The organism is Nocardia sp. NPDC051787 (genome assembly GCF_040681325.1).
In the GTDB taxonomy this organism is placed as follows: domain Bacteria; phylum Actinomycetota; class Actinomycetes; order Mycobacteriales; family Mycobacteriaceae; genus Nocardia.
This window is the reverse complement of record NZ_JBFAYO010000027.1, coordinates 1-25,491: the sequence shown is the minus strand read 5'-3', so window position 1 is coordinate 25,491 and position 25,491 is coordinate 1. Positions and strand designations below refer to the sequence as shown.

Annotated in this window: 25 protein-coding genes; 9 read left to right on the top strand and 16 right to left on the bottom strand. The window is 65.7% G+C overall.

Going from position 1 to position 25,491, the window contains the following annotated elements; genetic code table 11:
• Positions 1 to 125: 125 nt before the first annotated feature.
• Complete coding sequence (locus AB0M45_RS25230) at positions 126 to 1,271, bottom strand: MFS transporter (RefSeq protein ID WP_364334177.1); 1,146 nt, start codon at positions 1,269 to 1,271, stop codon at positions 126 to 128.
• 167 nt (positions 1,272 to 1,438) lie between these two features.
• On the opposite strand from AB0M45_RS25230, the gene AB0M45_RS25225 reads away from it, so the two are divergent.
• Positions 1,439 to 2,110 (top strand): FCD domain-containing protein, encoded by a 672-nt coding sequence (locus tag AB0M45_RS25225; RefSeq protein ID WP_364333950.1) that lies wholly within the window; start codon positions 1,439 to 1,441, stop codon positions 2,108 to 2,110.
• 200 nt (positions 2,111 to 2,310) lie between these two features.
• Positions 2,311 to 3,789, top strand: coding sequence for a nitrate/nitrite transporter (locus tag AB0M45_RS25220; protein WP_364333947.1), 1,479 nt, complete (start codon positions 2,311 to 2,313; stop codon positions 3,787 to 3,789).
• 201 nt (positions 3,790 to 3,990) lie between these two features.
• Here the strand turns inward: AB0M45_RS25220 and AB0M45_RS25215 are convergent, their stop codons facing one another.
• Positions 3,991 to 4,305: a WXG100 family type VII secretion target gene (locus AB0M45_RS25215; protein ID WP_364333944.1), complete on the bottom strand. Its 315-nt coding sequence runs from the start codon at positions 4,303 to 4,305 to the stop codon at positions 3,991 to 3,993.
• A gap of 150 nt (positions 4,306 to 4,455) precedes the next feature.
• Positions 4,456 to 4,656: a hypothetical protein gene (locus AB0M45_RS25210; protein WP_364333941.1), complete on the bottom strand. Its 201-nt coding sequence runs from the start codon at positions 4,654 to 4,656 to the stop codon at positions 4,456 to 4,458.
• A 12-nt stretch (positions 4,657 to 4,668) separates the two neighbouring features.
• On the opposite strand from AB0M45_RS25210, the gene AB0M45_RS25205 reads away from it, so the two are divergent.
• Both AB0M45_RS25205 and AB0M45_RS25200 read left to right on the top strand, forming a co-directional pair.
• Positions 4,669 to 6,090 carry an alpha/beta hydrolase gene (locus AB0M45_RS25205; protein WP_364333938.1) on the top strand — a complete coding sequence of 474 codons (1,422 nt, stop codon included), beginning with the start codon at positions 4,669 to 4,671 and terminating at the stop codon, positions 6,088 to 6,090.
• 76 nt (positions 6,091 to 6,166) lie between these two features.
• Positions 6,167 to 6,664 carry an LppA family lipoprotein gene (locus tag AB0M45_RS25200; RefSeq protein ID WP_364333935.1) on the top strand — a complete coding sequence of 166 codons (498 nt, stop codon included), beginning with the start codon at positions 6,167 to 6,169 and terminating at the stop codon, positions 6,662 to 6,664.
• A gap of 232 nt (positions 6,665 to 6,896) precedes the next feature.
• Here the strand turns inward: AB0M45_RS25200 and AB0M45_RS25195 are convergent, their stop codons facing one another.
• The 5 genes from AB0M45_RS25195 to AB0M45_RS25175 all read right to left on the bottom strand — a co-directional run bounded on the left by AB0M45_RS25195 (position 6,897) and on the right by AB0M45_RS25175 (position 13,213).
• A complete protein-coding gene (locus tag AB0M45_RS25195) occupies positions 6,897 to 7,220 on the bottom strand; it encodes a cytotoxic translational repressor of toxin-antitoxin stability system (protein ID WP_364333932.1) in 324 nt (107 codons plus the stop codon).
• 101 nt (positions 7,221 to 7,321) lie between these two features.
• On the bottom strand, positions 7,322 to 7,735 hold the full coding sequence (locus AB0M45_RS25190) for a prevent-host-death protein (RefSeq protein ID WP_364333929.1): 414 nt from the start codon (positions 7,733 to 7,735) through the stop codon (positions 7,322 to 7,324).
• 128 nt (positions 7,736 to 7,863) lie between these two features.
• Positions 7,864 to 8,277 carry an ESX secretion-associated protein EspG gene (locus AB0M45_RS25185; protein ID WP_364333926.1) on the bottom strand — a complete coding sequence of 138 codons (414 nt, stop codon included), beginning with the start codon at positions 8,275 to 8,277 and terminating at the stop codon, positions 7,864 to 7,866.
• Positions 8,278 to 8,288: 11 nt separating this feature from the next.
• Positions 8,289 to 9,605 (bottom strand): hypothetical protein, encoded by a 1,317-nt coding sequence (locus AB0M45_RS25180; RefSeq protein WP_364333923.1) that lies wholly within the window; start codon positions 9,603 to 9,605, stop codon positions 8,289 to 8,291.
• Positions 9,606 to 9,763: 158 nt separating this feature from the next.
• Positions 9,764 to 13,213 carry a protein kinase gene (locus AB0M45_RS25175; RefSeq protein ID WP_364333920.1) on the bottom strand — a complete coding sequence of 1,150 codons (3,450 nt, stop codon included), beginning with the start codon at positions 13,211 to 13,213 and terminating at the stop codon, positions 9,764 to 9,766.
• Between the two features lie 518 nt (positions 13,214 to 13,731).
• Between AB0M45_RS25175 and AB0M45_RS25170 the strand changes: the two genes are divergently transcribed.
• A complete protein-coding gene (locus AB0M45_RS25170; protein WP_364333917.1) occupies positions 13,732 to 14,937 on the top strand; it encodes a cytochrome P450 in 1,206 nt (401 codons plus the stop codon).
• Positions 14,938 to 14,978: 41 nt separating this feature from the next.
• On the opposite strand, the gene AB0M45_RS25165 is transcribed toward AB0M45_RS25170, so the two are convergent.
• Positions 14,979 to 16,052 (bottom strand): helix-turn-helix transcriptional regulator, encoded by a 1,074-nt coding sequence (locus AB0M45_RS25165; protein WP_364333914.1) that lies wholly within the window; start codon positions 16,050 to 16,052, stop codon positions 14,979 to 14,981.
• Positions 16,053 to 16,754: 702 nt separating this feature from the next.
• On the bottom strand, positions 16,755 to 17,489 hold the full coding sequence (locus AB0M45_RS25160; RefSeq protein WP_364333911.1) for a hypothetical protein: 735 nt from the start codon (positions 17,487 to 17,489) through the stop codon (positions 16,755 to 16,757).
• Between the two features lie 507 nt (positions 17,490 to 17,996).
• On the opposite strand from AB0M45_RS25160, the gene AB0M45_RS25155 reads away from it, so the two are divergent.
• Positions 17,997 to 18,968: a hypothetical protein gene (locus AB0M45_RS25155; protein ID WP_364333908.1), complete on the top strand. Its 972-nt coding sequence runs from the start codon at positions 17,997 to 17,999 to the stop codon at positions 18,966 to 18,968.
• 143 nt (positions 18,969 to 19,111) lie between these two features.
• On the opposite strand, the gene AB0M45_RS25150 is transcribed toward AB0M45_RS25155, so the two are convergent.
• The 4 genes from AB0M45_RS25150 to AB0M45_RS25135 form a co-directional block, all read right to left on the bottom strand.
• A complete protein-coding gene (locus AB0M45_RS25150; RefSeq protein WP_364333905.1) occupies positions 19,112 to 19,495 on the bottom strand; it encodes a hypothetical protein in 384 nt (127 codons plus the stop codon).
• 15 nt (positions 19,496 to 19,510) lie between these two features.
• Positions 19,511 to 20,035 (bottom strand): DUF3558 domain-containing protein, encoded by a 525-nt coding sequence (locus tag AB0M45_RS25145; RefSeq protein ID WP_364333902.1) that lies wholly within the window; start codon positions 20,033 to 20,035, stop codon positions 19,511 to 19,513.
• 115 nt (positions 20,036 to 20,150) lie between these two features.
• Complete coding sequence (locus AB0M45_RS25140; RefSeq protein ID WP_364333899.1) at positions 20,151 to 20,360, bottom strand: DUF397 domain-containing protein; 210 nt, start codon at positions 20,358 to 20,360, stop codon at positions 20,151 to 20,153.
• On the bottom strand, positions 20,357 to 21,232 hold the full coding sequence (locus AB0M45_RS25135; protein ID WP_364333896.1) for a helix-turn-helix transcriptional regulator: 876 nt from the start codon (positions 21,230 to 21,232) through the stop codon (positions 20,357 to 20,359). Before AB0M45_RS25135 ends, AB0M45_RS25140 begins: the two co-directional genes overlap by 4 nt.
• 319 nt (positions 21,233 to 21,551) lie before the next feature.
• Between AB0M45_RS25135 and AB0M45_RS25130 the strand changes: the two genes are divergently transcribed.
• The 3 genes from AB0M45_RS25130 to AB0M45_RS25120 all read left to right on the top strand — a co-directional run bounded on the left by AB0M45_RS25130 (position 21,552) and on the right by AB0M45_RS25120 (position 23,038).
• Positions 21,552 to 21,875, top strand: coding sequence for a hypothetical protein (locus AB0M45_RS25130; RefSeq protein WP_364333893.1), 324 nt, complete (start codon positions 21,552 to 21,554; stop codon positions 21,873 to 21,875).
• 7 nt (positions 21,876 to 21,882) lie between these two features.
• The gene (locus AB0M45_RS25125) at positions 21,883 to 22,218 is read left to right on the top strand and encodes a hypothetical protein (protein WP_364333890.1); all 336 of its coding nucleotides are present in this window, start codon (positions 21,883 to 21,885) and stop codon (positions 22,216 to 22,218) included.
• Positions 22,219 to 22,375: 157 nt separating this feature from the next.
• Positions 22,376 to 23,038, top strand: a complete 663-nt coding sequence (locus AB0M45_RS25120; protein ID WP_364333887.1) for a hypothetical protein — start codon at positions 22,376 to 22,378, stop codon at positions 23,036 to 23,038.
• Between the two features lie 167 nt (positions 23,039 to 23,205).
• Here the strand turns inward: AB0M45_RS25120 and AB0M45_RS25115 are convergent, their stop codons facing one another.
• Positions 23,206 to 23,676 (bottom strand): pyridoxamine 5'-phosphate oxidase family protein, encoded by a 471-nt coding sequence (locus tag AB0M45_RS25115; RefSeq protein WP_364333884.1) that lies wholly within the window; start codon positions 23,674 to 23,676, stop codon positions 23,206 to 23,208.
• A 297-nt stretch (positions 23,677 to 23,973) separates the two neighbouring features.
• A partial coding sequence (locus AB0M45_RS25110; RefSeq protein WP_364333881.1) for an IPT/TIG domain-containing protein occupies positions 23,974 to 25,491 on the bottom strand: 1,518 nt, incomplete at its 5' end.

The window sequence follows — 25,491 nt, the reverse complement described above, 5'->3', positions numbered from 1 at the left end:
TCTCGAATCGGACGGCCCGTGAGGTGTGACGCGCGCTACCCGCCTCTGCGCGTCGCCCACATCCTTACCCGGTTCGCACACCCACGCAACCCGAGTTGTGAGATTCGGCGAAATAGAGCTGAGCGTCAGCCCCAGGTGTCCTCGAGCATGCGAGGTTTGCAGGCTTGCCAGGCGCCGGCCAGCAAGACGAGTACGGCAGCGCCGAGCATCGCGAACGGAGCAAGCCAACCGCCGGTCGCCGTGTGCAGCATGCCGAACAGCAGAGGACCGGCACAGGCCACCGCGTATCCGACGCCCTGGGTGAAGCCGGACAGCGCGGCCGACCCGCCCGGTGTGCGGGTGCGCAGGTTGATCAGCGTCAGCGCCATCGGGAACGTGCTCGGGCCGAGACCGAGCAGCACCACCCACAGGATCGGCGCGGCCATCGGCGCGATCAGCAGCCCGGTGAAGGCGGTGAAGAACAGCACCGCGCAGCCGACCACGACGGGAAACGGATTACCGAACCGGGCCACCACGGTGGGCGCGGTCAGCGCGGCGACCAAGCCGACCACGGCGAACAGCCCCACCATCGCGCCGGCGTACCCGGCGCTCGCACCCGCCTCGCGCAGTATCTTCGGCAGCCAGGTGAACATCGCATAGGTGGTCAGCGAGGTCATACCGAACATGCCCGCCATGCCCCAGGCGATCGGCGAACGCCACACGCGTCCGGCGCGCGGCGCCTGCTCCGGTGCGGCGGTCCGATCCGCGTCGTCACGTCCGCGCAGCACCATCAGCCACGGCACCGCCGCCGCGAAGCCGAGCAGGGCCCACACCCCGAGCGAGACGCGCCATCCGTGCGCCTCGGCGACCGGCACCGCGGTGAAGGCGGGCACGACGGTGCCGAGTTGCACCATCACGATGTACAGCGAGCTGACCATCGCGAGGCGATCCGGGAAATACCGCTTCACCAGCGGCGGGATCACCACGTTGCCGATGCCCATGCCCGCGAGGGCGAGGGCGGAGAAGATCAGCAGCTCCACGGTGCCCGACATGAGCACCCGGATCAGCATGCCCGTACCGGCCATCAGCATGGCGGTCAGCGCGGTGCGCTCGAGCCCGAGCCGGGTGGCCAGGATCGGGGTGAGCAGTCCGGACAGCGCGAACATGGCGGTCGGGATCATGCCGAAAACACCGACAACAGCGGTGCCGTAGCCGATTTCGCCGCCGATCTGCTCGGCCAGGGGGCTGAACGCGGTGACGGCGACGCGCAGGGTGAGCGCGGACATCACCATCGCGGCCAGTACCAGCAGGCGGCCCTCGGTCAGCGCACGTCGACGACGCTCGATCAGGACGGATTCCTGGCGAGGCACGATTTCCGGGAGGGCCGCAGTCACCGAGAAATCATAGGATGACCGGATGATGAGCGGCAATAATTTGTGATGGGCGGTACTCTGTCGAGGTGCAACCCGTCCGGCGCACCAGCCTCATCGCCCAGGTCACCGAGCAGCTGCGGGCCGAAATTCGTTCCGGCCGTTGGCCGATCGGCTCCCGCATTCCCACCGAGCCGGAGCTCACCGAGCTCACCGGCACCGGGCGGAATACCGTGCGCGAGGCCGTCCAGGCCCTCGTGCACGCGGGCATGCTGGAACGTCGCCAGGGCTCGGGCACCTATGTGATCGCGGCTTCCGACCTCGGCGGCACCTTGGGCAAGTATTTCGCCGACGCCGAGGAACGCGACGTGCTCGAGCTGCGCCTCGCGCTGGACACCACCGCCGCCGCGCTGGCGGCCCGCCGCCGCGACGACACCGACATCGCGAACCTGCTGCGCCTGCTCGCCGAACGCGACAAGAAGTGGGACGAAGACCAGGCCGCCGCGATCGAGGCGGACGTGCAGCTGCACCGCGCGATCGTCGTCGCGAGCCACAACGCGGTTTACCTCGAGTTCTACGATTCGCTGCTGCCGATCATCGAACAGGTGATCCGGGCACGGACGGCGAAGTCCGACGACTCCTATCCCGAGGAGCACGCGGCCTTGGTGCACGCGGTGATCGACGGCGATCCCGAACGGGCCGCCTCAGCGACACGATGCTTCCTCGATTCCCTCATTGCCGAATATCCGGACGTGCGGTAATCGAGAGACCGCGGAGGTAACCAAGTGGTCACCATCGGTATCCGGCCAATGTGAGTCGGAATTGCCGGGAACGTCATCGAAAGCCACGGGGACGCAACAACCGGCTTTTACCTTTGTCTCGACCGTAGCTAGGCACTCGACAGCCGCCGGCGGCAATGCGCCGCGATGAGGGCCGGTCGAGCCGAATCGAGAGGAAGCCGATGACCGCCGTAGCCACCGGCCAGCAGTCGCAGCCAACGACTTTCGAACACAAGAAACGCGGACGCTGGATCGACCACTGGGATCCGGACAATGCGAAATTCTGGGAATCCGGCGGCGCGAAGACCGCGCGCAAGAATCTGATCTTCTCCGTGTTCGCCGAGAATCTCGGCTTCAGCGTGTGGGTCATCTGGGGCACCGTGGTGACCAGCATGGGCGCCGCGGGCTTCGACTTCCTCGCCGGCCTCGGCAAGGGCAACCCCGTCGCGGTGAGCAACGCGCTGCTGCTGACCTCGACCCCCACCCTGGTCGGCGCCGCGCTGCGCATTCCGTACACCTTCGCCATCCCCAAATTCGGCGGACGAGCGTTCACCGCGTTCAGCGCGGCCATGCTCTTGCTCCCGACCCTCGGCCTGGCGTACTTCGTCAACCAGCCCGGCACGCCCATGTGGGTCTTCCTGCTGCTGGCCGCGCTGGCCGGCGTCGGCGGCGGTAACTTCTCCTCGTCGATGGCGAACATCTCGTTCTTCTTCCCGGAAGGGAAGAAGGGTGCGGCTCTCGGCATCAATGCCGCGGGCGGCAACCTCGGCGTCGCGCAGACGCAGCTCGTCCTGCCGCTGCTGATCACCCTCGGCACCCACATCCTGGCGAAGGACCCCGCCGGCTACCGGTTCGGCATCACCCTGTCGGTGCTGGTCTGGATCCCGTTCATCCTCGTCGCCACGTTCGGCGCGCTGCGCTACATGGACAGCATCAGCACCGCGAAATCCGACGGCAAGTCCTACAAGCTGGCGCTCACCAGCCGGCACACCTGGGTGATGTCGTTCCTGTACATCGGCACTTTCGGCTCGTTCATCGGGTTCTCCTTCGCCTTCCCCACCCTGATCAAGGCCAACTTCCCGGACCTGGCCAAGATCGGCTGGATCACCACGCTCGGTAACCTCGCCTTCCTCGGCGCGCTGGTCGGCTCGTTCAGCCGTCCGTTCGGCGGCTGGGTCTCCGACAAGGTCGGCGGCGCCAAGATCACCGCGTTCGTGTTCGGCGGCATGTCGGTCGCGGTCGCGCTCATCATGGTCGCGCTGGAGCTCAAGAGCTTCCCGCTGTACCTGACCGCGTTCCTGCTGCTGTTCGTGCTCACCGGTATCGGCAACGGCTCCACCTACCGGATGATCCCGATGATCTTCAGCGCGCAGGCCAAGAAGTACGCCGCCGAACACGGCCTCGACCTCACCGAATCGGTGGCCTCGGCCAAGCGTCAGGCCGGCGCGGCCATCGGCGTGATCGGCGCGATCGGCGCCTCCGGCGGCTACCTGCTCCAGCAGGCTCTGCGCCTGTCGAACATCAACTTCGGCACCATGGCCCCCGCATTCTGGGCCTACGCCGCGACCTTCCTGGTCATGGCGGGCGTCACCTGGTGGTTCTACCTGCGGTCCTCGTTCGCCATCCAGCGCGTCCCCTCGCTCGCCTACGCGAACGTGTAACCGCCACAGCGTGTCCCGCGGTCCGGACCCCGCGGGACACGGGCGCGGCGGCCGCCGTTCCCCTCCGGCTGCCCCCGCGCCCACCGCAAGAGACCGAACCTCCGCCCCATCGACCGGGTGAAATCCCGGGTCCGGCAACGGATCCCGGCCTGCACCGGGACGACGGGCGGACGTTCGGTTTCGTCGTGCCGCCCCGCCGGCTCAGAGGTCGAGGCTGGACGATTGCGACGTCAGCTGGGTGCTCCTCGATTGGTCCTGCGACTGGAGGTTGCTCGCCGCGGTGGTCAGCGATTCCGACAGCTCACCGAGATTCTGTTGCAATAGGTTCCGGCGGCCTTCCAGATACCCGGTGAATCGCCCGAACGCGCTTGCCGCCGATTCCTTCCATCCGTCGCCGCTGTCGGCGATCGCTTGATCGACCTCTCGAAGCTTCGTGCCCGAGTCGTTGAACAGAACATCGAGCCGACCGGCCGCACCGCGTAGCAGTTCAGGATCGACAGATACGGAATCAGCCACCAACGCCCCCCTGTGTCTAGCGAATACACGTAATCGACCGCTACGATACCGGTCAGCGCAAGCAATGCGATTTCTTGGGGGGGACGCAGATCGATGCTGCTACCGGACATCCGTTGGTGGAACGAACTCGCACTGGAGATGCTCGAAACGTCACTGTCCCGCCGTCTCACCACGCTGGAGGACGTCGACAAACAGCTCGCGGACATCGGCAAACTCCCTGGCTGGCAAGGCGAAGCAGCGGACGCGGCGCACCGCAGGTTCACCCTCACCGCCGACCAGCTCACCGACGAAGCCGCGGCGCTCGGCGCCGTTCGAGAACTGACGAAACAGACCAGGGAAGCCGTCAAGCACCTGAAGGCGACCTTGGCCACGATCGACCAGACCGCCGCCGCGCACGGTCTCGAAGTCTGGGACAACGGCCACGTCACCATCGCCGACCAGCCCGGCGCTCCCGACCCGGCGTCGGTGGAGGCCTTGCGCCTAGAGCTGATCGACGCGGCACGCGCGGTCATGCGCCAAGCCGACGACATCAACGCCGACGCGGCCGCGGTTCTGAACAAAGCCGCCGACGGACAGATCGACGACAAGGACGCCGCAGACGTGGCCGCGGCCTCCACCGCTGGCGCATCCCAAGGCGGAGTGACCGCCCCCGCTCCCCCGGAAAACGCGACTCCACAGCAGAACAAGGAGTACTGGGATGCGATGGACGAACAACAGCGCCGCGAAGTCATCGAGCAGCACCCCGAATGGATCGGCAACCGGGACGGCATACCGTCCATGGCCCGCCACGAAGCGAACGTCAATCGTATCGATGACGAACGCACTCGATTGACGCAGGAGCGCGACAGACTGCGCGAGCAGCTGAAAGACGCGCCCGACGGGTCAAGGTACCCGAACGCGCCTGATCCGTATGCCAAGGAGAAAGCGGAACTGGCCGGCGTCGAGGCGAAGCTCAAGGATCTCGACGCGATCGAGGGCATCTTGAAAGACCGTCCGCTGGACCCGGCCAACCCGGACAAAGGTGCCCGCCTGCTGTTGCTGGATATGCACTCGGGAGAGAAAGGCATGGCCGCGATTGCCGTCGGCGATCCTGACAACGCGGACCATATCTCGGTTACCACGCCTGGCGTCTCCACAACGGTGCAGTCATTGGGAGGCATGACCCGCGAAGCTGCATCCGTGCAGGAAGAAGCGATGGACCAATTGAGAGCCGAGAACCGTCCGGGCGAGCGGGTGGCGTCAATTGCTTGGCTCGGGTACGAGCCCCCGCCGGAAATCGGACCGGAGGCGGCAAACGCCGACCGAGCGAAGGAAGGTGCACCCAAGCTGGCGAACTTCTTCAACGGTCTCGATGCCGCCTCGAACAAACCGGATCCGCATATCACGGCCTTGGGCCACTCCTACGGGTCCTATACGACGGCGCTCGCATTGCAGGATCCAGGCCCTGGCCAGCCGGTCGACGACGTTGTCTTTTACGGTTCACCCGGTATCAATGCCGACGACGAACCAGATCTCGGTCTACCACAGGGCCGTGGCTATGTGATGCGCGCACCGGACGACCCGATCACCTGGGCTGACGGCACCGGCATATTCGGCCCCGATCCTGTGACGACAAATCTGGAGCAACTCTCGGTTGCCGAGGCTACGACGAAAGACGGCGTCCATCGCGAAGACTCGAATGGCCACAGCGAGTACCCAAGGCCGAGTGCGAACGGCGAACTCCGCACAGCCGGATACAACATGGCTGTAATCGTCGCGGGACTGCCGCACCTGGCGGTGCGCTGACATGGCGACAAAGACAACTGCGCGAATCTTTGCGCCGATCGTCGCCGCGGCGATCCTGAGCGGATGTGGAAGCAACTTGGACGACCCGAACCACCCGGTGACCAAAGACGAGATTTCCCAAGCTGAGGCCAAGATGCGACAGCTGCCGTCTGTGGAAGCCAGTGAGCGACAACTCGCCGCGATAATCCAGCAGATCGCGGATGCCGCGAAAACCGTTGCACCTGGACTGGACTGGCGTGTCGATGCCAATCGCGGACAGGACACGCAGGGTTGCCCACCTCCGTACCTGCAGACCGACGGAGTGTCGATGTCAACCGACCGCCTCGTCTCGTCGGCACCGATTGCCGACAGCGCGTGGTCCAGCGTCCTGAATCTCGCGCGCGACATCGCAGCACCACACGGGATAACGTCACTTACCGTTCGCGTCGACAAGCCCGGAGATCACGACGCGATACTGCACTCCCTCGACAACGGCAATGAGATCAAGATCCTCACCCGTAAGGCCGCCGTCATCGGAGGCTCAACAGGCTGCCGCTACCGCGAAGAAGACCTCCGGCAGCAACCCGGAAACTGATCGGCAGTGGGGCTCGAACCCACGTCGACAGCTACCTGGCAATGCCCTCGATCGCGATCCATCGCACTGCCGCCTTGCGCCGATCCTCACATTGGCCCGCTCAGGCCCACGAACACAATCCGTCCACACTTGGCGGCAGGCAGACGCGGATGCCCCCGTGACTCGACAGGCAACCGCGCCGCACGCCTTCATCTGTGGGATGTTCGGCCTGACGTGTCGAGTCGTTGTCAGGTCACTCCCCTTCGGTCCAGAAACGTTGTAGACGCGCGATCGCCTCGTCCTTGCTCATTGCCGCGACCACATCAGCGCCCAAGCCCACTCGATGGATCAGCAGGTGCACAAGATCGGCGGGGAGAGACCCGCGTGGCGGCTCCACGGTGCCCCGATTCGGTACCACTCCGTCGAGCACGCACTGCCAGAAGGTTTCCTCAGTGACATCGAGTTGGTCCCGAAGGATATGGGACCACAGGGCATCACCATAACCTGTGCGATCGACTGGGTGGGAGATACGAGTGCGCAGGATTCTGCCGTCCGGAGCATCGAACTCGTATGTCACGTGGTGCGTTCCGGTACGGCCGCGCGCATCGCGCACCTGTTGCCAACCCTCCGTCTTACAGAACCGCTCGTGCCGCTCCCGGGTCGGTTCCGGCCATGCCATCAGGCGGCCCCGACCAACCAGTCGCGCAGCTGCGCGTCGTCGCTGAGCCCGATCAACTGAACCAACCCCCAGTTCTCCCGATGATTCGGCGCGGCACGCAGTCGACTCTGCCAGTCGTCGGCGTACTCACGCAGCGCGAGAATCATCTCGTCCACAGCTTCGTCGAAGGTGGCGCCGTCTGCCGCGACGGGAAGTCCCGGCAAAAACACAGACCACCCCCCGTTCTCCGCCACCACCTGGGCGTTGGCGGCGCACAGCTTGGTCAGGGCATAACGTAGGCGTTCCGCATCGACGACCGCAGTGTATTCGTCGTCACGACGGACAGTGGCAACTCGCCCCTGTCCCGCGGCATCCAGCAGGTCCTTCAGATGTGCACGGGCTTCGGTGTAGCTCTCGTAATGCACGGCGGACATGGCAACCTCCATTCGCTGTGACCAGCATGCCGACGAGCCTGCGGTACGTCAAGTACGTAGCTCGCCAAAAGGTTCAATTGGGCGCAGTATCGCTCGAATAGGTGATACGTCCCGGCCCCCACTGATGGTCAATAAGGTAGGTGGACCCTGTCGCGCACTTCCGTGACGGTGCGGTTGATCATCTGCTGCAAGGTGGTGGCGATGCGTTCATTGGTGGTGGGTTTGACAGTCAGCGTGTCGGTGCCGAAGGTGACACGCACTCCGGCATGCGCACGCAACCTGCGGTCGCGCCGGGCGCCGGCGAACGCGGCCAGTTCCACCCGCGCCTCCGGCGCCAGCAGCACTTCGACCGCACGCAGCAGATTGTCATCGATGCGCGGGCGCAACGACTGCGCCGCCGCCCGCCGCAACCGCAGACTTTCCGACTGGAACTCGGTCGTGTACTGGTGCCGCAGTGGATAGGGCAGCACGTCCCGTCCGGTGGATTCCCACAGAATCCGGAATTCGAGCGCGCTGAACCGCCAGCTCTGCACGTCAGGCATGGGAGAGGTCCTTACGACGCCGGGTTGTCACCGATGACCGGCGGCACCGTCCTCGGCAGGTCATCCAGCCCGGTGAGCTCATTGCCGTGTTCCTGCGTGATCAGGTAGTCGGGAACGCCCTTGCTGGATTCGTCATCGGACTTGCCGCCGCGCGCACCGGGCGCCATTCCGCCCGGCATACCGCCCATGCCGGGCCGTCCGGACGGGCTACCCGACCGGGAGGCGGCCGGGACGGCTCCGGTCGGGTTCGGTGTGCCCGGACGCCCCGCAGGGGGCACGGAAACACCCGGCGCGCCGGGACCGGTGGGACTTCCGGGGCTGCCCGGCGTGCTGAGATTCGGGCTGCCGGGAGTGCCAGGGGTACTGGGAGTGGTGGAGGCGGGTGTGGTCGAAGCCGGCGTCGTGGACGCCGGATCGGTGCTGGTCGACTGCGGTGTCCCCGCCCGGTTATCCGTGGGCTGGGTGCCCGCGGGAGTGGTCGAGTCGGTGGGCGAGTCGGTGCCGGGCGGGTTGGAGCCGGGAGACGGTGTGCCCGAGGGGTTTCCGCTACCGGAATTGGTCCCACGGGGATTGGTACCGCCCGGGTCGGTGCCGCCCGGATTCGTGACAGGCGTCGGACGGGGGATCACCGGCACATTGGTATCGGACTCCATCACAACCGGCGCGTACACGGTACGTAGCACGCGCAACGCCTCGGCCTTCGCATTGTGCTGGGCGACATCGTCGTTGCGCCAGCCACGCCCGGCCACCCAGGCACGCACGTTGTCCACGCCGCTGCGATGTTCCGGTGCGTGCGGGACCAGCTGCACGGTGGGCTCCAACCCGGTCCGCAATTCGGCCAATTTGCTGCTGGTCAGACGAGCCGCATTCGTGACCTGCTCGCCCTGGGCGGCGTAGTCGCGGACCGCGCTCGCCGCCGCGTCACGCGCCGCTCCGCGCCAGACGCTCTCGTCGGTTCCGCGCGCCATTGCGGTGGTGAATTCGGTCAGAGAATTATGGTTGCGGTCAGCGATGTTGTTCCAGCTGGCGATCAGGTCATTGACCGCGGCCAACCCGATTTGATCGACTTTGTGACGCAGCGTGGCAACGTCGAACTTTTCGAACTCGTCCGCATCGAGCACTTCCCTGGGCCGGAATTCTCCCTGAAAGCCCAGGCCGGCAGCCCCACTGCGCACGCCGTCGCGCTGTCGGTTGTATCTGTCCTGCACAGCGAACGGATCGACATCGGGCCGCAGCTCTTCGCCGGAGATCCAGTTGGTGACGTTGCGGAGCACCGTCGAACCCAGATCGAAGTTGAGGACCTGTAGGCCACTGAATGGATTGCCCATCAGCGCATCTGCTCGGTGGCGTTCGCGATCGTGGCCGGGTTCTCGACGTCCTGACCCGTGACGCGCTCGAACGAGATCGCCATGACCTCACGCATGTTCTTCACGGCACCGCCCACGCGTGGCCGAACAGCTGTGAGAGCACACTCGGCCGTGCTCGTTCATCTGTGATATCGCCGCTCGCCGATCCCATCGATCTCCTTCAGCACCTGCCGCAGGAAGGACTCAGGTGGCCGACCGGCCCCCTCCGGGGCGTCGAGCAGGGTTTCCAGGACCGGCGCGATCGAAGGGGCGCTATCCACGGCAACTCGGACGAGACCGAGTTCGGCACACCGAGACAGCGCTGGAGTCAGGCAGGTAGCCGCCTGATCAATCCGTCCGGCGGCGCAAAGGCAACCGCCGTATAGCAATTGAGCCTGCAAGAGCGCGCGGGGGCGAGGCTGGGTACGGATTTCGGCAACGATCCGTTCGGCGGCGGCGGCGGCACGCTCGGCGGCGTCCGGTGACTGTTGGGAGAGCAGGAGGCGAATGGCCGACTCGTGGGTGAGTTCGGCGGTGACCGCGAGTGGGTGGTTCGGTTGCCGGTGGTACGCGGGCAGGTGCTCGAGCCTGTGCCGGTCTTCGTCGGTGATCGGCAGACCCAGTCGTACCCGCTCGTTCACGATGCGGGCGGTCAGCCGCGGCAGCGCGAGATGCTCCGCGACCATCTGTCCCTCGTCCAACCGTCGTCGTGCGGCATCGAGGTCGCCGCGCAGTGCTGTCAGTCTGGCACCGGTTCCGTAGGTGGCGACCAGGAATTCCATAGCACCGGCATCGACGCCGGGACCGGGGGCCAGCAGCTCGGCGGCTTCGGTGTATTGCCCTTTCTGATAGAGCAATTCGCCGAGCAGGCCGCTGGCCAGCCTGGTCGCGTGGGACTGGCTGCCGGTATGCCGGGCGAGGTCGAGTGCGGAGCGGAAGATCGCCTCTGCTTCGGCGACATCGAGCTGTTCTGCGGCGGCTTCGCCGGCGATGCTGGCGCCGTATACCACGCCGGCCGGGCCGTTGGTGCGGGTCCGGTAGGGCGCGGCCCATGCGTGCCAACGGCGGGCGTCGGCGAAGTCGAAACGATAGAAAGCGGCCGCTTCCGCGGTGGTGGCCGCCAGGCTGGCGAAGAACGACCGTCCCGACCGCCGCAGCCATGCCGCCGCGGCATCCGGGAAATCCTTGAATCGGTCCGTCACGAGGTATTCCGCGGCTCGCGTCACATCGGCCTGGATGCGCAGGTCCGCGGTCCCGGAATCGTCCGCTGCGGCGGTTGCCAGGGCGGCGTCCACGCGATCCAGCGCGGTCCGGATGGCGGCGGGGCGCTGCAGTGAGATGTTGGCCCAGGCAACCGACAATTGCAGCCGTGGATCGGCCACCGTGATCGCAGCGGGCAGTTTCTTCACCAGCCCCAGGAAGGTGGCCATGCGGGAATCTTCGATCAGCGTGTCAGCGTGTTCTTGCACCAGTTGTTTCGCCTGCTCGGCGGCGCCTGCCGCGAGTGCGTGATCCACGGCTTCGGTGAGCATTTCATGCCCGGCGAACCAGGTCGACGCGGTCAGGTGCAGTTGTTCGAGCCGGCCGGGATGCTGCCGGATCAGCCTGCGGCGCAAGAAGTCCGCGAAGAGGCCGTGGTAACGGAACCAGCGCAGCTCGTCGTCGACGCTACGCAGGAACAGGTCTCGACGCCGCACCTCCTCGAGCCGTTCCTGCCCTGACTGCACTCCGGTCAGCGCCTCCGCGAGATCACCGCAGATGGTGTCGGTGACCGCGGTCCGGGTGACGAAGTCCAGCATCGCGGGTTCCAGCGCGCTGACCACGTTTTCCATCAGGTATTCGCCGATGGCATAGTGCTGCCCCGAGATCTGGTCCAGATGGACCCCGGGATCATCCTTGCCGCGCAGTGACAGTGAGGCGAGCTGCAGCGCCGCCACCCAGCCCTCCGTCGACTCGCGCAGCCGGTTCACGTCGGCGTCGGAGAGGTGCAATCTCTTCACACCGACCAGGAAATCCGCCGCTTCCCCGGAATCGAAGCGCAATGCGCTCTCATCGATTTCCACCAGCTCGTCCTGAACGCTCATGCGCGCCAAGGGAAGACCGGTACGGGTGCGGCTGGTGACGATCAACCGCAGATGGTGGCACCCGTTGTCGAGCAGGAACTCCATCGCGGCGAGTGTCGCCGGACTGGTCACTTGGTGCCAATCGTCGATCACGACGGCGACGGGCTCCCCACTGTCGTGGATCTCGTTGATCAGGGCCGTCATCACCTGCTGTGCGGCGCCGGCGGAACGCTCCTCGAGAATCTGCGTCAGTTCGATCGCCAGCGTCGGGCGAACCTGCCGAATCGCCTCCACCAAGTGGCTCAGGAACCAGACGACATTGTTGTCGTCCTCCGCTATCGCCAACCAGGCGGTCCGGACGCCGTCCGCGTCGAGGGCGTGCGCCCACTGCGCGGCCAGGGTGCTCTTGCCGAAACCGGCCGGGCCGTGAATGAGGACCAGCCGCCTGGATTGTCCCTCCCGTAAGGTCTCCAGCAACCGTGGGCGAGCGACCAGTCGGCGCAGCGTCGTCGGTGGACGGAATCGGGTCTTCGGGGCCGATTGCGGGCGCAACGCGATGGCGGCCGACGCTGTCGGCGCCATCGGGCGGCCGCCGACGACCGACCGGGTTTCGGCGAACCCGTCGTGCTCCGGGACGGCCATCGTGTCCAGCGGCAGCCCGCAGGAGAACTGCACGCTGCGCAACCGCTCGCCGAAGTCCCGGGCAGTGGCAGGCCGGTCGGCGGGATCGGTGGCCATCGCGGCTTCGAGGACGTCGCACACCATTGCCGGTACACCGGCCGATCGCAGGTCGGGGACGGGTTCCGAGGTGATGCGCACGAACTGCGCCACCATCGACTCGCCCGCCTGGCGCTCGAACGCGGCGTGGCCGGTGAGAGCCGCGAACAGCGTCGCGCCCAGCCCGTAGATATCGGAGCGTACCGACGGAGGTTCGCCGCGGATCACCTCCGGAGCCGTGTAGGCCGGGGTCCCCGCGACGAGACCGGCCGCTGTCTCGAACGCGCCGCCGACCCGCGCGATACCGAAGTCCGCCAGCTGCGGTTCGCCGTAGTCGCTGATCAGCACGTTGGCGGGATTGACGTCGCGATGGATGACGCCGCAGGCGTGCGCGGTCGCCAGCGCGCCCGCCAGCTTCACGCCGACGGACAGCACCTCCTGCCAGGGCAATGGTCCGTCGGTTCGAATCCGTGCGTCGAGTGAGCCTCGGGCGTGCAGGGGCATCACCAGGAACGGCCGTCCGGTCGCGGTGATGTCGGAGGTCAGCACCTGGACGATGTTCGGGTGAGTGGAGAACTTCCCCAGCGCACGTTGTTCGCGCAGGAAGCGGGCGCGGTCCTCAGCGTCGACCGTGGAGCCGAGAACCTTGACCGCCACGGCCCGATCGAGTGCGGGCTCGGTACACCGGTACACGATGCCGAACGCGCCGCGGCCGATTTCCTCGGCATCGGCGAACCCGGCCGCGGCCAGCTCCGCCACGATGCCGAACGTCGGGTCGCGTTGCGTCCCCTCGGTCCTACCCTCGGACACGCTCGATCACCGGCGCGTACTTCCCGGAAACTCGCGTCTGCGCCGACCTGCCACCCCGACCACACCATGAGAGACTCATGTACTCACCTCTGGAGGCGAAAACCTGTTGGTCCCGATAAGTCGATCATAAGCCGTTGCGACGAGGGCACGGCGTGCCGGCTGTCGAACCGGCCGAGGCAGCTCCGCCGGCATGGGGTCGGTCGTGCTCCACCGGCAACACTCTGCCGCATCCGGCGGAAAACCCGATCACCGACATCGAGGATCCGATTTCGGCCCCCCGGATCGGCCGGCCTCAGGTCACGACGCGTTGGTTCGGGCGCGGGCGCGATGGTCGCGATGGTGTGTCACCAACTCCGTGGTCGGCACACGTTGGCACGAAACCGGCCCAGAACCTATGTTTTCTTCGCGATTCGTACCGTTGCGGGGCACGAGAAGCCGGTGTTACTGCTCCGGTGGGCCTGGTTGGCCGATGCTGGTCGGCGTACCGATCCAGTCCCTTTGTTCGTAGAGGTGCCGTCGTGACCGAGTCAGTCATCCAGCTCCCCACACCCGGAGAGCTCGCTTTCAAGACATTCGACCGAATTGCCAAACGTGGCCCGGTCGTTCAGATCGAACTTCCGGGAGGTGTGCCGGCTTGGATCGCAACCAGCCATCAAGCGGTCAGCGAAGTCCTCGCCTGCGATGCCAAACTGTTCAGCAAGAACGCGAAGAACTGCCCTGCGCTGCACGACGGCACAATCCCGGCCGACTGGCCCTTGCGCGCACTCACCGACCTCGACCATATGCTCAACAAGGACGGCGCCGAGCATCGGCGGCTGCGCAAGACGATCAGCCAGGCATTCACCCCGGGGAGGGTAGCCGCGCTCGAGCCGCGGATCCAGAAAATCGCGTCCAGCCTCATCGATAACCTTCCCGACGGTGACCAGATCGATATAGTCGACTCCTTCACCACACCACTCCCGGTCCACGTAATCTGCGAACTGTTCGGTGTGCCGGAATCCGATCGTCCGCAGATCCGGCAATGGGCCACTACAGTCGTGTCACATACGAGCACAGCCCAGCAAATGCAATCCGCGGTGCAGGGCATGTTCGGTTACCTCGCCGAACTGCTCGAACGTAAACGAACCGAACCGGGCGATGACCTCACCTCCGCGTTGTTGCAGGCCAATGCGGAGAACGACCTGTCCACCGACGAGCTGGTCAATATGCTGTGGTTGGTACTCGTCGCCGGCCACGAGACCACCGTCCACTTACTGAGCAACGCGGTGGTAACGCTGTGCGCCCATCCCGAACAACGAGCGATCGCGCTCGCCGAAGATCGATGGTCCGACGTCGTAGAGGAAATGCTCCGCTATCGCTCGTCGGTAACCATCCCCTTCGTGCGGTACGCACAAGAAGATGTCACGATCGCCGGATCCCGAATCCCCGCGGGCAGCTTGGTGTTCTGGTACGGCGGCGTCGGAAGAGACCCCGAGCACTATCCGAATGCCGATACGTTCGACCTCGATCACGACCACCGCGACCAACTGGCATTCGGCCGAGGGCCGCACTTCTGCCTCGGCGCCCCGCTGGCGCGACTGGAAAGCCGAATCGCGCTCTCCGCGCTATTCACTCGGTACCCCCGGTTGAGCCTTGCCTGCGACCCGGAAGATGTTCCATTCGGGCCACAGTTTCTGACCGTCGGCCCGCTGACCGTTCCGGTTCGCCTCGCTCCCACCGTGTGACCACGCGGGGGCCGGATCACATGAACCGAGATCCGGCCCCCTCAAGGGCGATGTTCGAACTCTTGTCGAGCACCGATCCGCGGCACCGGCTGGTCGGCAAGTTCGGCCAGCCTCCGCCGCCGGAATTCGCCCGGAGTTTCGCCGTAGCGCGCTTTGAACGCAGAAGCGAACCACGTTGGAGCGAAGCCGCTGCTGACCGCCACCTGCCGGATGGACATGGCATCACGTCCGGGGTTCGCCAGCAGATCGCGAGCCGCACGCAGTGTCTCGTCCTGACGCACATCTCGGTATGTCGTTCCGGATTGCCGCAGCACGGACCGCAATTTGCGCGGCGACCATCCGAGCGCGCGCGCAACTGCAGGCAACCGGAGGTCGCCGACGCCGACGTTCTCCCGCACATACCGCCGGATGGCCTCGACTGTCTCGCTCAGGTGAGCCTGCTGCGGGTGCATATCGCCGACGGCGAGCATGCACAACAGTTCACTGATCCGTTCACAGACGGCATTGAATTCTCGATCGGAAAGATTCGACCGCTCGGCGTGTACGCGACGGATCATGTCCCATACGACCCGCCCGAGCCCGGAATTCAGGTCATGCACCCGCGCCGGCGCGACGCACGGCTCGACTCGATGGTCGATTTCCACACGCGGTACTTGGAAGGCGTAGCTCACGGAAGACGGCATGTGAATCTGAACTACCTCGTCGAACCGCATCATCATAAATCCGCCCGGCATAACTCGAATAGTGTCGTCGCCATACCGGAGCGAAAAAGGGCCGCGCTCGGGAAGAACTATCCAGTAGATCTCATCGAGCGGAACCTTGCGGACATTCGACGGGGTGCGGTACGAAATCCGCTCACCGCGCTGATTCCAGTGCAACATGTTATAGGCTGCCGTTTCCTGGGCCACCAGCGTCGCATGCCATCGCTCTGGTTCGCGGTACTTCTGCTCCATCGGAACGAAGCTGTTGCTGACTTCCGTCCAGAGTTTCGAATCGTCGACGGTAAAGTCATAGTATTTCACAGCAAGCACCGCCTCGTCTGCAACATTCCACGTACGAAAAGCTGGTTCCGCGCGGTCGACGACTCGGGTCGGCAACTCGAGCGTCGAGTCCATGGCCGGGTCGTTGCCGAGAACACAAACCGCCACAAGACAAGCCGCCGACCAACACCATCCATAACCGTCACCGCGTAGAACCCGGCGGTACCGGTGTACGGCTGGGCGACGGACGCGGACATGCCCTCTCCAGGAAAGCAATCAACAGGTGACACACGTGCCCGGCGAGCACGTGTCACGTCAGTGTCGACGGCTGCCGCGCGTCACATCACGATAACCGGTAGACCCTGCCCCGCAACAGAATTCGACGGCAACGAAAACATAAGCGCCGAGCGGTGAGCAAGGCAACAGCCCTGCCCTGGTGAACGGCCGAGGTGAGGCGGAGGGCCGGGCTATGCCCTGCCCGGCCCTCCTGTATTGCGAGCGGGATTCGAACCCGCGCCCCTCGGGTTAACAGCCCGATGCTCTTCCATTGAGCTATCGCTGCACCACCTGTGACCACTGCGCCCGCGAGTGCGATTCATCATGATGTACCCCGCGCGTTGCCTTTACGCCACAGCGCCACGTAGAGGCGCTGCCCGGACTCGAACCGGGATTTCGGGGGTGCGTCGCGTCCGCACCCATGAGCTCGAGGTCGATGGAGTTGTTGAGCTTGGAGCAAGAGTCTGAGTCTCATCGGCTGGGCACTGCCCCGCCGTCAGCTTGACCTTCAACTTCAACTTGTGCTCCATCCCCCCGAAGGGGGAATCTATGGGCCCCGGGCTAACCGAACAGATAGCCGAGGATTGCCTCGCCCGGCTTGACGTCGGTCACCGGGGTCGAATTCGCTGTTTCCCGAGCGTACCTCACCGCATCGGTCAGCTTCGCGAGCCGAGCCCGCATCTCACTGACCTCCTTGGCCGGCAGCGCCCCCGAGAACTTCGTGGTCGTCCAGCGCCCCACCACCACATCCTCGTGGTACACCTGCACCTGGGCCGGGTGCTTGTCGGTGGCCTCGGCCAGCACGTGGTTGCGCGGCACCTTCTTGGTCCGCACCGTCTGGCTGGGCTCGGTGGCGAAGCAATCGGCCACATCGTCGAAAGACCAGGCCTCGGCCGGGTCGAGAGTCGGCAGCTTGGCGATGAACGACTTCAATTCACCCAGCTGCTTCTCCAGGAACAGCAGGTAGGTCACCGGCAGGTCCGTGGCGAGGGTGTGTCCGTCCACCACCAGGTCGGCCTTCGCCGAACAGTTGGCCACGTCCTTCGTGGCAGTGACGTCCAACAGCCTCGTCAGGGCGGTCTTGACGTCCGCGATCACTTCGCTGACCCGGACCTGAACCCGCTTCGACTCCGGCGGGAGCGCCTCACCCTCGTCGTCCAACGGCCGGTAGGCACGGGCAATGCCGGCGAGCAGCTCGGTCTTGCCCACCCGCTGGTACGCGGTGGCGAGGTCGGCATTCGCCTGAGACTTGGCACCCTTCTCGATAGCGATGAGCTGGTTCAGCTTGGCAGTCACGATGGTTCCTCTCCGGTTGCCCGGTCCGACTACGGTGTCACAGTAGTGGAGCGACGCCGCGTCCACCAGCGAATTACCCGCCGATGACATCGAAAGCCGTTGCTGTGCGGGCATTCTCATCATCACTGGGCGCGATGGTCGGCGCGACCGTGGTCCCGGATTCGGGGCCAGGGTTGCGCACTGTACGTGGCGCACCTGCGCTTCGGGCATCCCCGTGCGTGATTCCGCGGAGTCCGGCCGCATTTCGCTCCTCGAAGTCCTTCTCCGGCAGGAGACGCGGCCTTGGGGCCCGATATCAAGAAGACCACCGAGGAGCACGCTCGGCGAGCAATAGACCGGCTTCGTCGCTGCCGAATCAAAATCCTTCTCCGATACGGGAATAGCGGCTAAGGACTTGTATGGGCCGCGCGTAGGGTGGCGTTTCGAGCAACCACGTTGATCGTGAAATCCCGAGCCGATGGTCGCTGCAGAAGGGACGCATCCCGGCTTAGGGCGGGGAGGAACTCGATGAAGATACGTTCCGCTGCCGTCGCCACAACTGTGGTCGGCGTCCTGGCCGTGGGCTCGGCAACAAGCAACGCCGGCCCCGCGGCGGCAGCACCGCTGCCGCCGGAATGCACGGCGCAGGGTCATCACGTCACCTGCACCTACACCGCCAACCAGCCGCTACCGGTCGGCTATGGCAGCGGCACATTCCTGCCGCTGCCCCTGACGGTCGTCCATGTGCGCATCGATGCCGTCGGCGATTCAGGCGAGGACAGCTGCTGCCACACCATCGCCCCGGGTGGACGCGCCGCCCGCGTGACGGGCGACGTCTGGGTCCCGCCCGGGGCGCGGCTGATCATCCGGGTTGCCGAGCCCGCGGGCGGCAGCAGTGGTGGGCGTACGCGCCCATATCCGGGCGCGAATCCCGCGGCCTACCCGAATGTCATGGGCGGCAATGGTGGTGGCGCGTCGTCGGTAGGGCTGGACCTCGGTGTCAGGCTCCCGCCCAGCACGGTCCCCAGCACGGTCGAACTCGCCACTGCCGCCGGTGGTGGCGGGGGCGCGGCGACCTGGGACGGGCGGCTGTCCCCGGGTGGTGACGCGGGCATGCCCGGTGCCGGTGCCCGCGGTGGCGCGGCGGGCGGTCCGGAGACCGCGCTGGCACCGGGCGGCGGCCGGGACGTGTTCGGTCCCGAATCGCATGCGGGCGGCGACGGCGGCCCCGGATACGGGGGCTTCGGCGGCGGCGGGGTCGCGGGCACCGGCAGCGGGATCGGTGGCGGCGGTGGAGGTGGCGCGGGATGGCGCGGCGGCGGTGGAGGCGGGGTCGGCGGGCGCAGCGACGACGGGCGCGGCGACCCGGACACCCCACCCGGCGCCGGCGGTGGCGGCGCATCACTGATTCCGCCCGGCGGCGCGGTCACGCTCGCCGAACGCAACGAACAACCGCGGGTCGTGATCAGCTTCGACGTGCTGCCGATCCCGGGCAGTTAGCGAGTGTCCGCGTGGAGCTGTCGATCGCGGCCAGCCTGTTCATGGCGGAGTTGTACGCGCCCGAGCAAGGCTCGAGCTACCGGCGCTCAGAGACAGAAGTTTCGGACTCCTGCGATGTCCGATCGACTGAGCGCGGCTGCACATCAGCCCGGCTGGTCGGTGGTATTGGCGATCTGGGTGGCGTTCTCGATGTCTTGTCCGGTGATGCGCTTGAAGGAGATCGCCATGACCTCGCGCATGTTCTTCACGGTCTCGATCTGCTCGAGGATGACCTGGTCGATTGAATTGGCTTCGCCGGTGGCCTGTTTCAGGAACTTCTTTTCCAGGTCGTGCGCCATCTTGAAATCGCCGAAACCGGAAACACGCTGAGTTCTGCGAGCGTCGATGAGTATTTCTTCTAGGTCGGCGATGTGCTGGTCACATGCTTTCGCGCAGTGATATGCGGCGTTCTCGTCGTCGAGGTACAGCTCTCCTGCTCGCGCTTGGCTGGCAAGCCGACTCCACACTGATGCATTGTCCTCGCTCATGTGATCCCCCTCTGATCAACGCGGCAGCACAGGCACAATCGATTCGCCAACCCGATGCAAGACTGTGCACGGCTCTTCGAGATCGTCCTGACCAGCCCGATTCGAAATGGACAATTGCAGTACCCCTTGGGACGCGGGGAACACGACATCGCACTCCAGATCTTTCGCTGCGCCCTCGACCCTGAACTGCCGTCCTTGACGGCCCGCGACCGCGACATCCTTGAACTCGACGTTGCCGGGCTTACTCTCGACCTCCGAGACCGTGCGGCCGGTTGAATACACCGTAATGAAGTACTTGGGCCCCCTCCAGCCGCAGATCTCCCAGCCGGACTGATGGACTCCGGCGATACCGGGCTTCTTGGTTGCCGGATCAACCCCCGCCGCCCGCAACGCATCATCGGGAATCCCCGTGCACGGGTCGAACAGGGCCTTCGCAGCGGTGGTGCTTGCGGTGGGCGAGTCGCTCGTGTCGTCTCCACACGCCGCGATACCCGAGATAGACAGGAAACCAAGCAGCACCAATGTGATTCGACGGCCCATTCCCCACCCTCTCGACCCGTGACGACGCAGGTTGCGCCAACAATAGCAGACGGTGGCCTCGACCGTTGTACACCGGAATCGCGGACGCCGTCTGCTTGTGACATCGTTCGACTGATCAGGCTGGCCAGGCGAATTCGTTGTTTATCACACCTGTCGTGAAGGCTTCCCACTCGCCCGGCGTGAAAAGCAGTGCCGGGCCGGCCGGGTTCTTCGAATCACGGACACCGACGTGATCGTCGACGAGCCAGGCGACTTCGACACACGATTCGCCGCCGCCGCTATGGGTCGACTTGAACCACTGCGCGCCGGATAGGTCGATGGTCAATGCTGGTAACTCCTTGCGATGTTCCTGAGCAGATCTCTCGATGGCTGCTCTTCCAGTGCAGCCCCCCGGAGGGCGTCAAATATGTCGAGATAGCGCTCTACATGGTCGTTCTCCTCGAAAATTACTGTTCCTATGGCACTTTCGGTGTAGACGACGGAGGGCTCCTCGTGCGGAAAGTCAATTAGGATGCACGGTGGTATTGCCAAACCGGCAGGGAAGCCCGCGATAAACGGAACGATTCGGATCGAAACGTTGTCTCGGGTCCCCATATCGGCAATGTGGCGAAGTTGGGCGGACATGATCCGCTCAGACCCGACGACGGTACGCAGCACCGACTCGTGCAGCAGGAACTCAGCTGGGACTGGCCTGTGTCGGCGAGTGAGTATTCTGGATCGTTGTACTCGCAGAGCCACGCGCCGCTCCACCTCTTCCCTCGTATCAGTCGGCCGATAGGCTTCCACGTTTCGTGCATAGTCGGCGGTTTGCAGCAAACCAGGAATGACGAGTGACTGAAAAAAGTGCAATCCTGTTGCTACCACCTCCAATTGGAGATAGGTGTTGAATCCTGGTCGAATAAGACTCCGGAAGTCCTGCCACCAAACCTTGCTATCGGATTGCGTTACCAGCGACTTCAGATACTCGGTCTGATCCCTCGGCAGCCCATAGAACTGACAGATGTAATCCACATCCCGAACCTTGACCTTCTCATTCTGGCCGAGTTCGAGCCGACTGAGTGTGGAGCGGCTGAACTCCAGGGCTTCGGCCACCTGTTCGAGGGTGTAGCCGTGGGCATGGCGCGCGTCGCGCATCGCTCGGCCCAGCTGACGATGCGCCAACGTCGTCCTGCTGCGGTCTGACTTGGTACCCACCATTCCGCGTTCCTCCCCTGCTTCCCACGTTGTGACCTGTGTTTTCCCACGGCGAGAGACCCCGTGCGCCGAACTCAGGAAGCATTCAGGGCATACACACCGATTGCCGCGCACCGGCCGTTTCGAGCCTCGCTTCGTGAGTACGCCCGCAGCATATGCGCATGCCCGAGCAACACGGAAGACAACTCGAGATCATGACGAATTCCCGACTGGCAGAACGCACCACGCCTGCTAGCCGGGTCCACCTGGAAGCAGTGTGCCCGCATACCAAGTGGACACGTGTCGCCGCACCGGCTCCGACCATCAAGGAGGTGGCGGGGCGATGAATCAGTACTCCCTGCTCACCCCACCCGACGTTTGTCGCCGGGCCGACGTGCGGCTGGCACACGCGCAGATGCGGGCGCATCGCACCTGCCGCGTGCAACGGTGCGTGTGGAAAGCGGCGGCGTATCACACGCTGGTGGCAGCGGGTCGGCTGACACCGCAAACACTCAGCCCACGCGAACGCGCCGCCGCACGCGGTATACCGTTCCCGGCCCATGACTGGTCCGGTGCCGCCGACCCGCGACCGGCCGCGCGCACACTGCATGAAGTGCTGGAACGGCTGTCGGAACTGGCCGTACCAGCGGAACCGCCGCGGGGGTGAACGGCGGTTGCATCGGACCACAGTCGGCGACACCCACGCTGGATGGCGGTTGGTCGGTCATCGCATCGAAATCCTGTTCTTGCGCGACGAGCGCGACCCCACACCCGCCTACCGGCTGCGCAACAACGGCGACACCGTGCCGATCCCGTTGGGGCAGAGCGGATTTATCGCATTCGACGAGCGCGGTCTGCCGGATCTCGCGCAGGTACGCGAATGGTTCCCCCGCCACTTCCAGCTCTGGGACGCCGTCCGCAAGCACTACTGGCACCTGCTGCTGCCCGCCAACGGCCCACGCACCACCGACCTACCCATCCCACCCAAGCCGCCCTACCCAACGGGCTGACGACGCACACAGCACTGCGGCGAGTGGCACATGGCTGCGGCGAAACGCGAGTAGACCCCTTCACGGTGTGCCACTCGCCAGAAGTGCCAGACCTTCCGGCCGCCGCGCGCGCCGGGTGAATTCGACCTTGTGGGTCGCCTTTGATCGAAGAGAGAGAATGTCCAAACGACGAAACCGGTCGCGGTACAAGGCAAAATCACTTCGGCAACCGCAGACGGCATCCAGCATCCGCTACCCGCCGGACACCACTATCGATGCGCTGCTGGCCACCATGATGGCCGAACGCGGCACCGACCGGACAGATCCGGGTGCCGACACCATTCACTTCTGGGGGTTCGCCAGCGCCGGCCACCCGGCCACCCAGGAGACGGCCCACACCGTGATCGCCCTCGAGCCGGACGCCGAACGCTCCCCCATCCTCGATGCGGCCGAATGGCTGATCCGCAGATTCCCGGGTCGCCTGTGGGGATTCGGGCTCGCCTACCGCACCATCGGGGAAATGTTCACCGGACCCGGCGGCGTCCCCGACGACGCGATACGGGCGGCGACATCGGGCAAACTGCACGGACGCGCAGGAGCCGACGAGATGTGCGCGGCGACGATCTTCGACGCCCGTGCACGCTCCTACATCTCACTCACCTACACCCACCTCCCTGAACTCGGACCGACACCCACCTGGGTGAACGACACCCGCACCAACACCGACACCTGGATCGACCTGTTCGATCAACGTGTCGTCGCGGCACACGCCTGGGCGGCGGCGATAACACTCGACCCCGACCGCAACCACGCCGCTATAGCCCAGCTACGGACACCGTAGGGTCGGGATCACGACTGCGGCGGGACCGGTCGGCCGAGATCCGTGCGCGTGCGCTCGGGCAGCGCATGCACCGTTCCACCGGAGCAGATCAGCGGATCGCCGCCCCGCGGGTATACACCGACCTGATCGCCAGCCGATTCGCTGAGCAGCGCCGGGAGAACACTCGCTCAGAGTGCGGCTACCCGCGGGGTGAAATTCTTCGGGACTTGGGTGCCGTCGAGCACCTGGATCCGGTCCGGCTCGAGGCGCAGGGCGGTGACGCTGTCCGGCCCTGGAACGCCGAAGGCGCGCAGATCGTAGCCGAGCGGCGGCGGCGTGGTCATGAACAGGTCCCACACGTGCTTCTTCTCCTCCGGGTCCTCGACCCAGGTGGCGATCGCTTCACCCTGCACGGCATGCTGATCCGGGCACCAGTACGAGAACGCCACCACCGGGTTGGCGGCAAGATGCCCGACCTTGACCGGCGTCTTGCCGGTGACGATCCAGCCGACCGGGCGGCCGTCGACAGATTCCCAGATCGGGTGCAGAATTCGCGATCGGGGCCTCCCGTCGCTGCCCACCGTGGTGACTGTGCACCAGATGATGTCGGAGGTGAATCGGAAGAAGTCATCCGAGATCACCGAGAAATCAGTCGCCATACCGAACTCCTCGCGTCATGTTGCCGCCAGATACTCGCACAGGGCACCGACATTGTTCGGTGGCACAACGGATATCGTCGAACCAGTTGTGCGGCATGATGTTCGACTCGTCATCGAAGCTGTCTCGTGCCCGGCGAACTGTGCGGTCTGGTGGAGCCGTTGCTACCGAAGTTTCACTCCGTGTGCGCTCACCCTGATGCGATCGCCCTCAGGCGCAACGGGAACCGGGTGTTACGCACCAAGCCTGGAGACGTGCTCGAACTATCGCCCGACGGGCTGACCCGTCGTGGTGAGCGTTTATGTATGGGTGTAGGTGTAGGAGACGCCATTGCTGGTGCCGCCCGGTGTGGTGACGGTGACGGCACGTACGCCCGTCCCTGCGGGCACCGTGGCCCTGATCCGGGTGTCGGAGGCGACGGTGAACGATGTCGCCGCCGTCGCACCGAAACGTACCGCGGTCGCGCCGGTGAATCCCGTGCCGGTGAGCGTGACGGTGTTGCCGCCCGCGGCCGGACCCGAGCTCGGGACCACCGAGGCCAGTGTGGGCGCGGCGGCGTAGGTGTAGACGACGCCATTGCTGGTGCCGCCCGCGGTGGTGACGGTGACCGCGACCGTTCCCGCGGTACCGGCGGGCACCACGGCACCGATCTGGGAAGCCGATATCACCGTGAAGGAAACAGCCGCCGTCGCATCGAAGCGCACGCCCGTGGTTCCGGTGAGGTTGGCGCCGGTGAGGGTGACTGTGTTGCCGCCGGTGGCCGGACCCGTGTTCGGGACCACCGCGGCCAGGGTGGGCGCGGCGATGTAGGTGTAGACGACGCCGTTGCTGGTGCCGCCCGCGGTGGTGACGGTGACCGTGACCGGTCCGGCGGACCTGGTGGGCGCCACAGCGGTGATCCGGGTGCCGGAGACCACGGTGTAGGAGGTCGCCGGTGTAGCGCCGAAGAGGACGGCGGTCGCGCCGGTGAATCCGGTGCCGTCGATGGTGACGGTGTTGCCGCCGGTGGTCGGCCCCGAGTTGGGGACCACCGCGGTAACCGTCGGCGCCAGGACGTAGGTGTAGAGAACGCCATTGCTGGCGCCGCCGGTCGCGGTCACCGTGACGGTAGCCGTCCCGGCGCCCCCGGCGGGTACCACGGCGCTGATCTGGGTATCCGAGACCACGACGAAGGAAGCCGCCGCGTTCGCACCGAAGGTCACCGCGGTCGCGTGGGTGAATCCCGTGCCGGTCAGGGTGACGGTGTTGCCGCCTGTCGTGCGACCCGCGTTCGGGACCACCGAGGCGAGTGTCGGCGGCGGGACGTTGGCATAGAGGACCGGGTTGCTCGTGCCACCGGCGGTGGTGACGGTGACGCCCACCGTCCCGCTTCCAGGAGGAGCGGTGACGCTGATCTCGCTGTCGGACACGACCGTGAACGCCGCGGACACCGCACCGAAACGCACCGCGGTCGCGCTGGTCAGATTCGTGCCGGTCAGGACGACCGTGGTGCCCCCGGTGTCCGGGCCGGAGTTCGGGACGATCGAGACCAGTGTGGGTGCCGGAACGTAGACGTAGGAGACGCCGTTGCTGGTTCCGCCCGGGGTCGTGACGGTGACCGCGGCTGTGCCGGTTCCCGCGGGAGCGACCGCGCTGATCTCGGTATCCGACACCACCGTGACGGAAATCGCCGCTGTGCCAGCGAAATCGACCACTCTGGCCCCGGTGAATCCGGTGCCGGTCAGCGTGACCGTGTTGCCACCGGCCTCCGGACCGGCGTCAGGATCGACCGAAGCGAGGGTCGGCGCTGGGACGAACGTGTAGAGGGCAGCGTCACT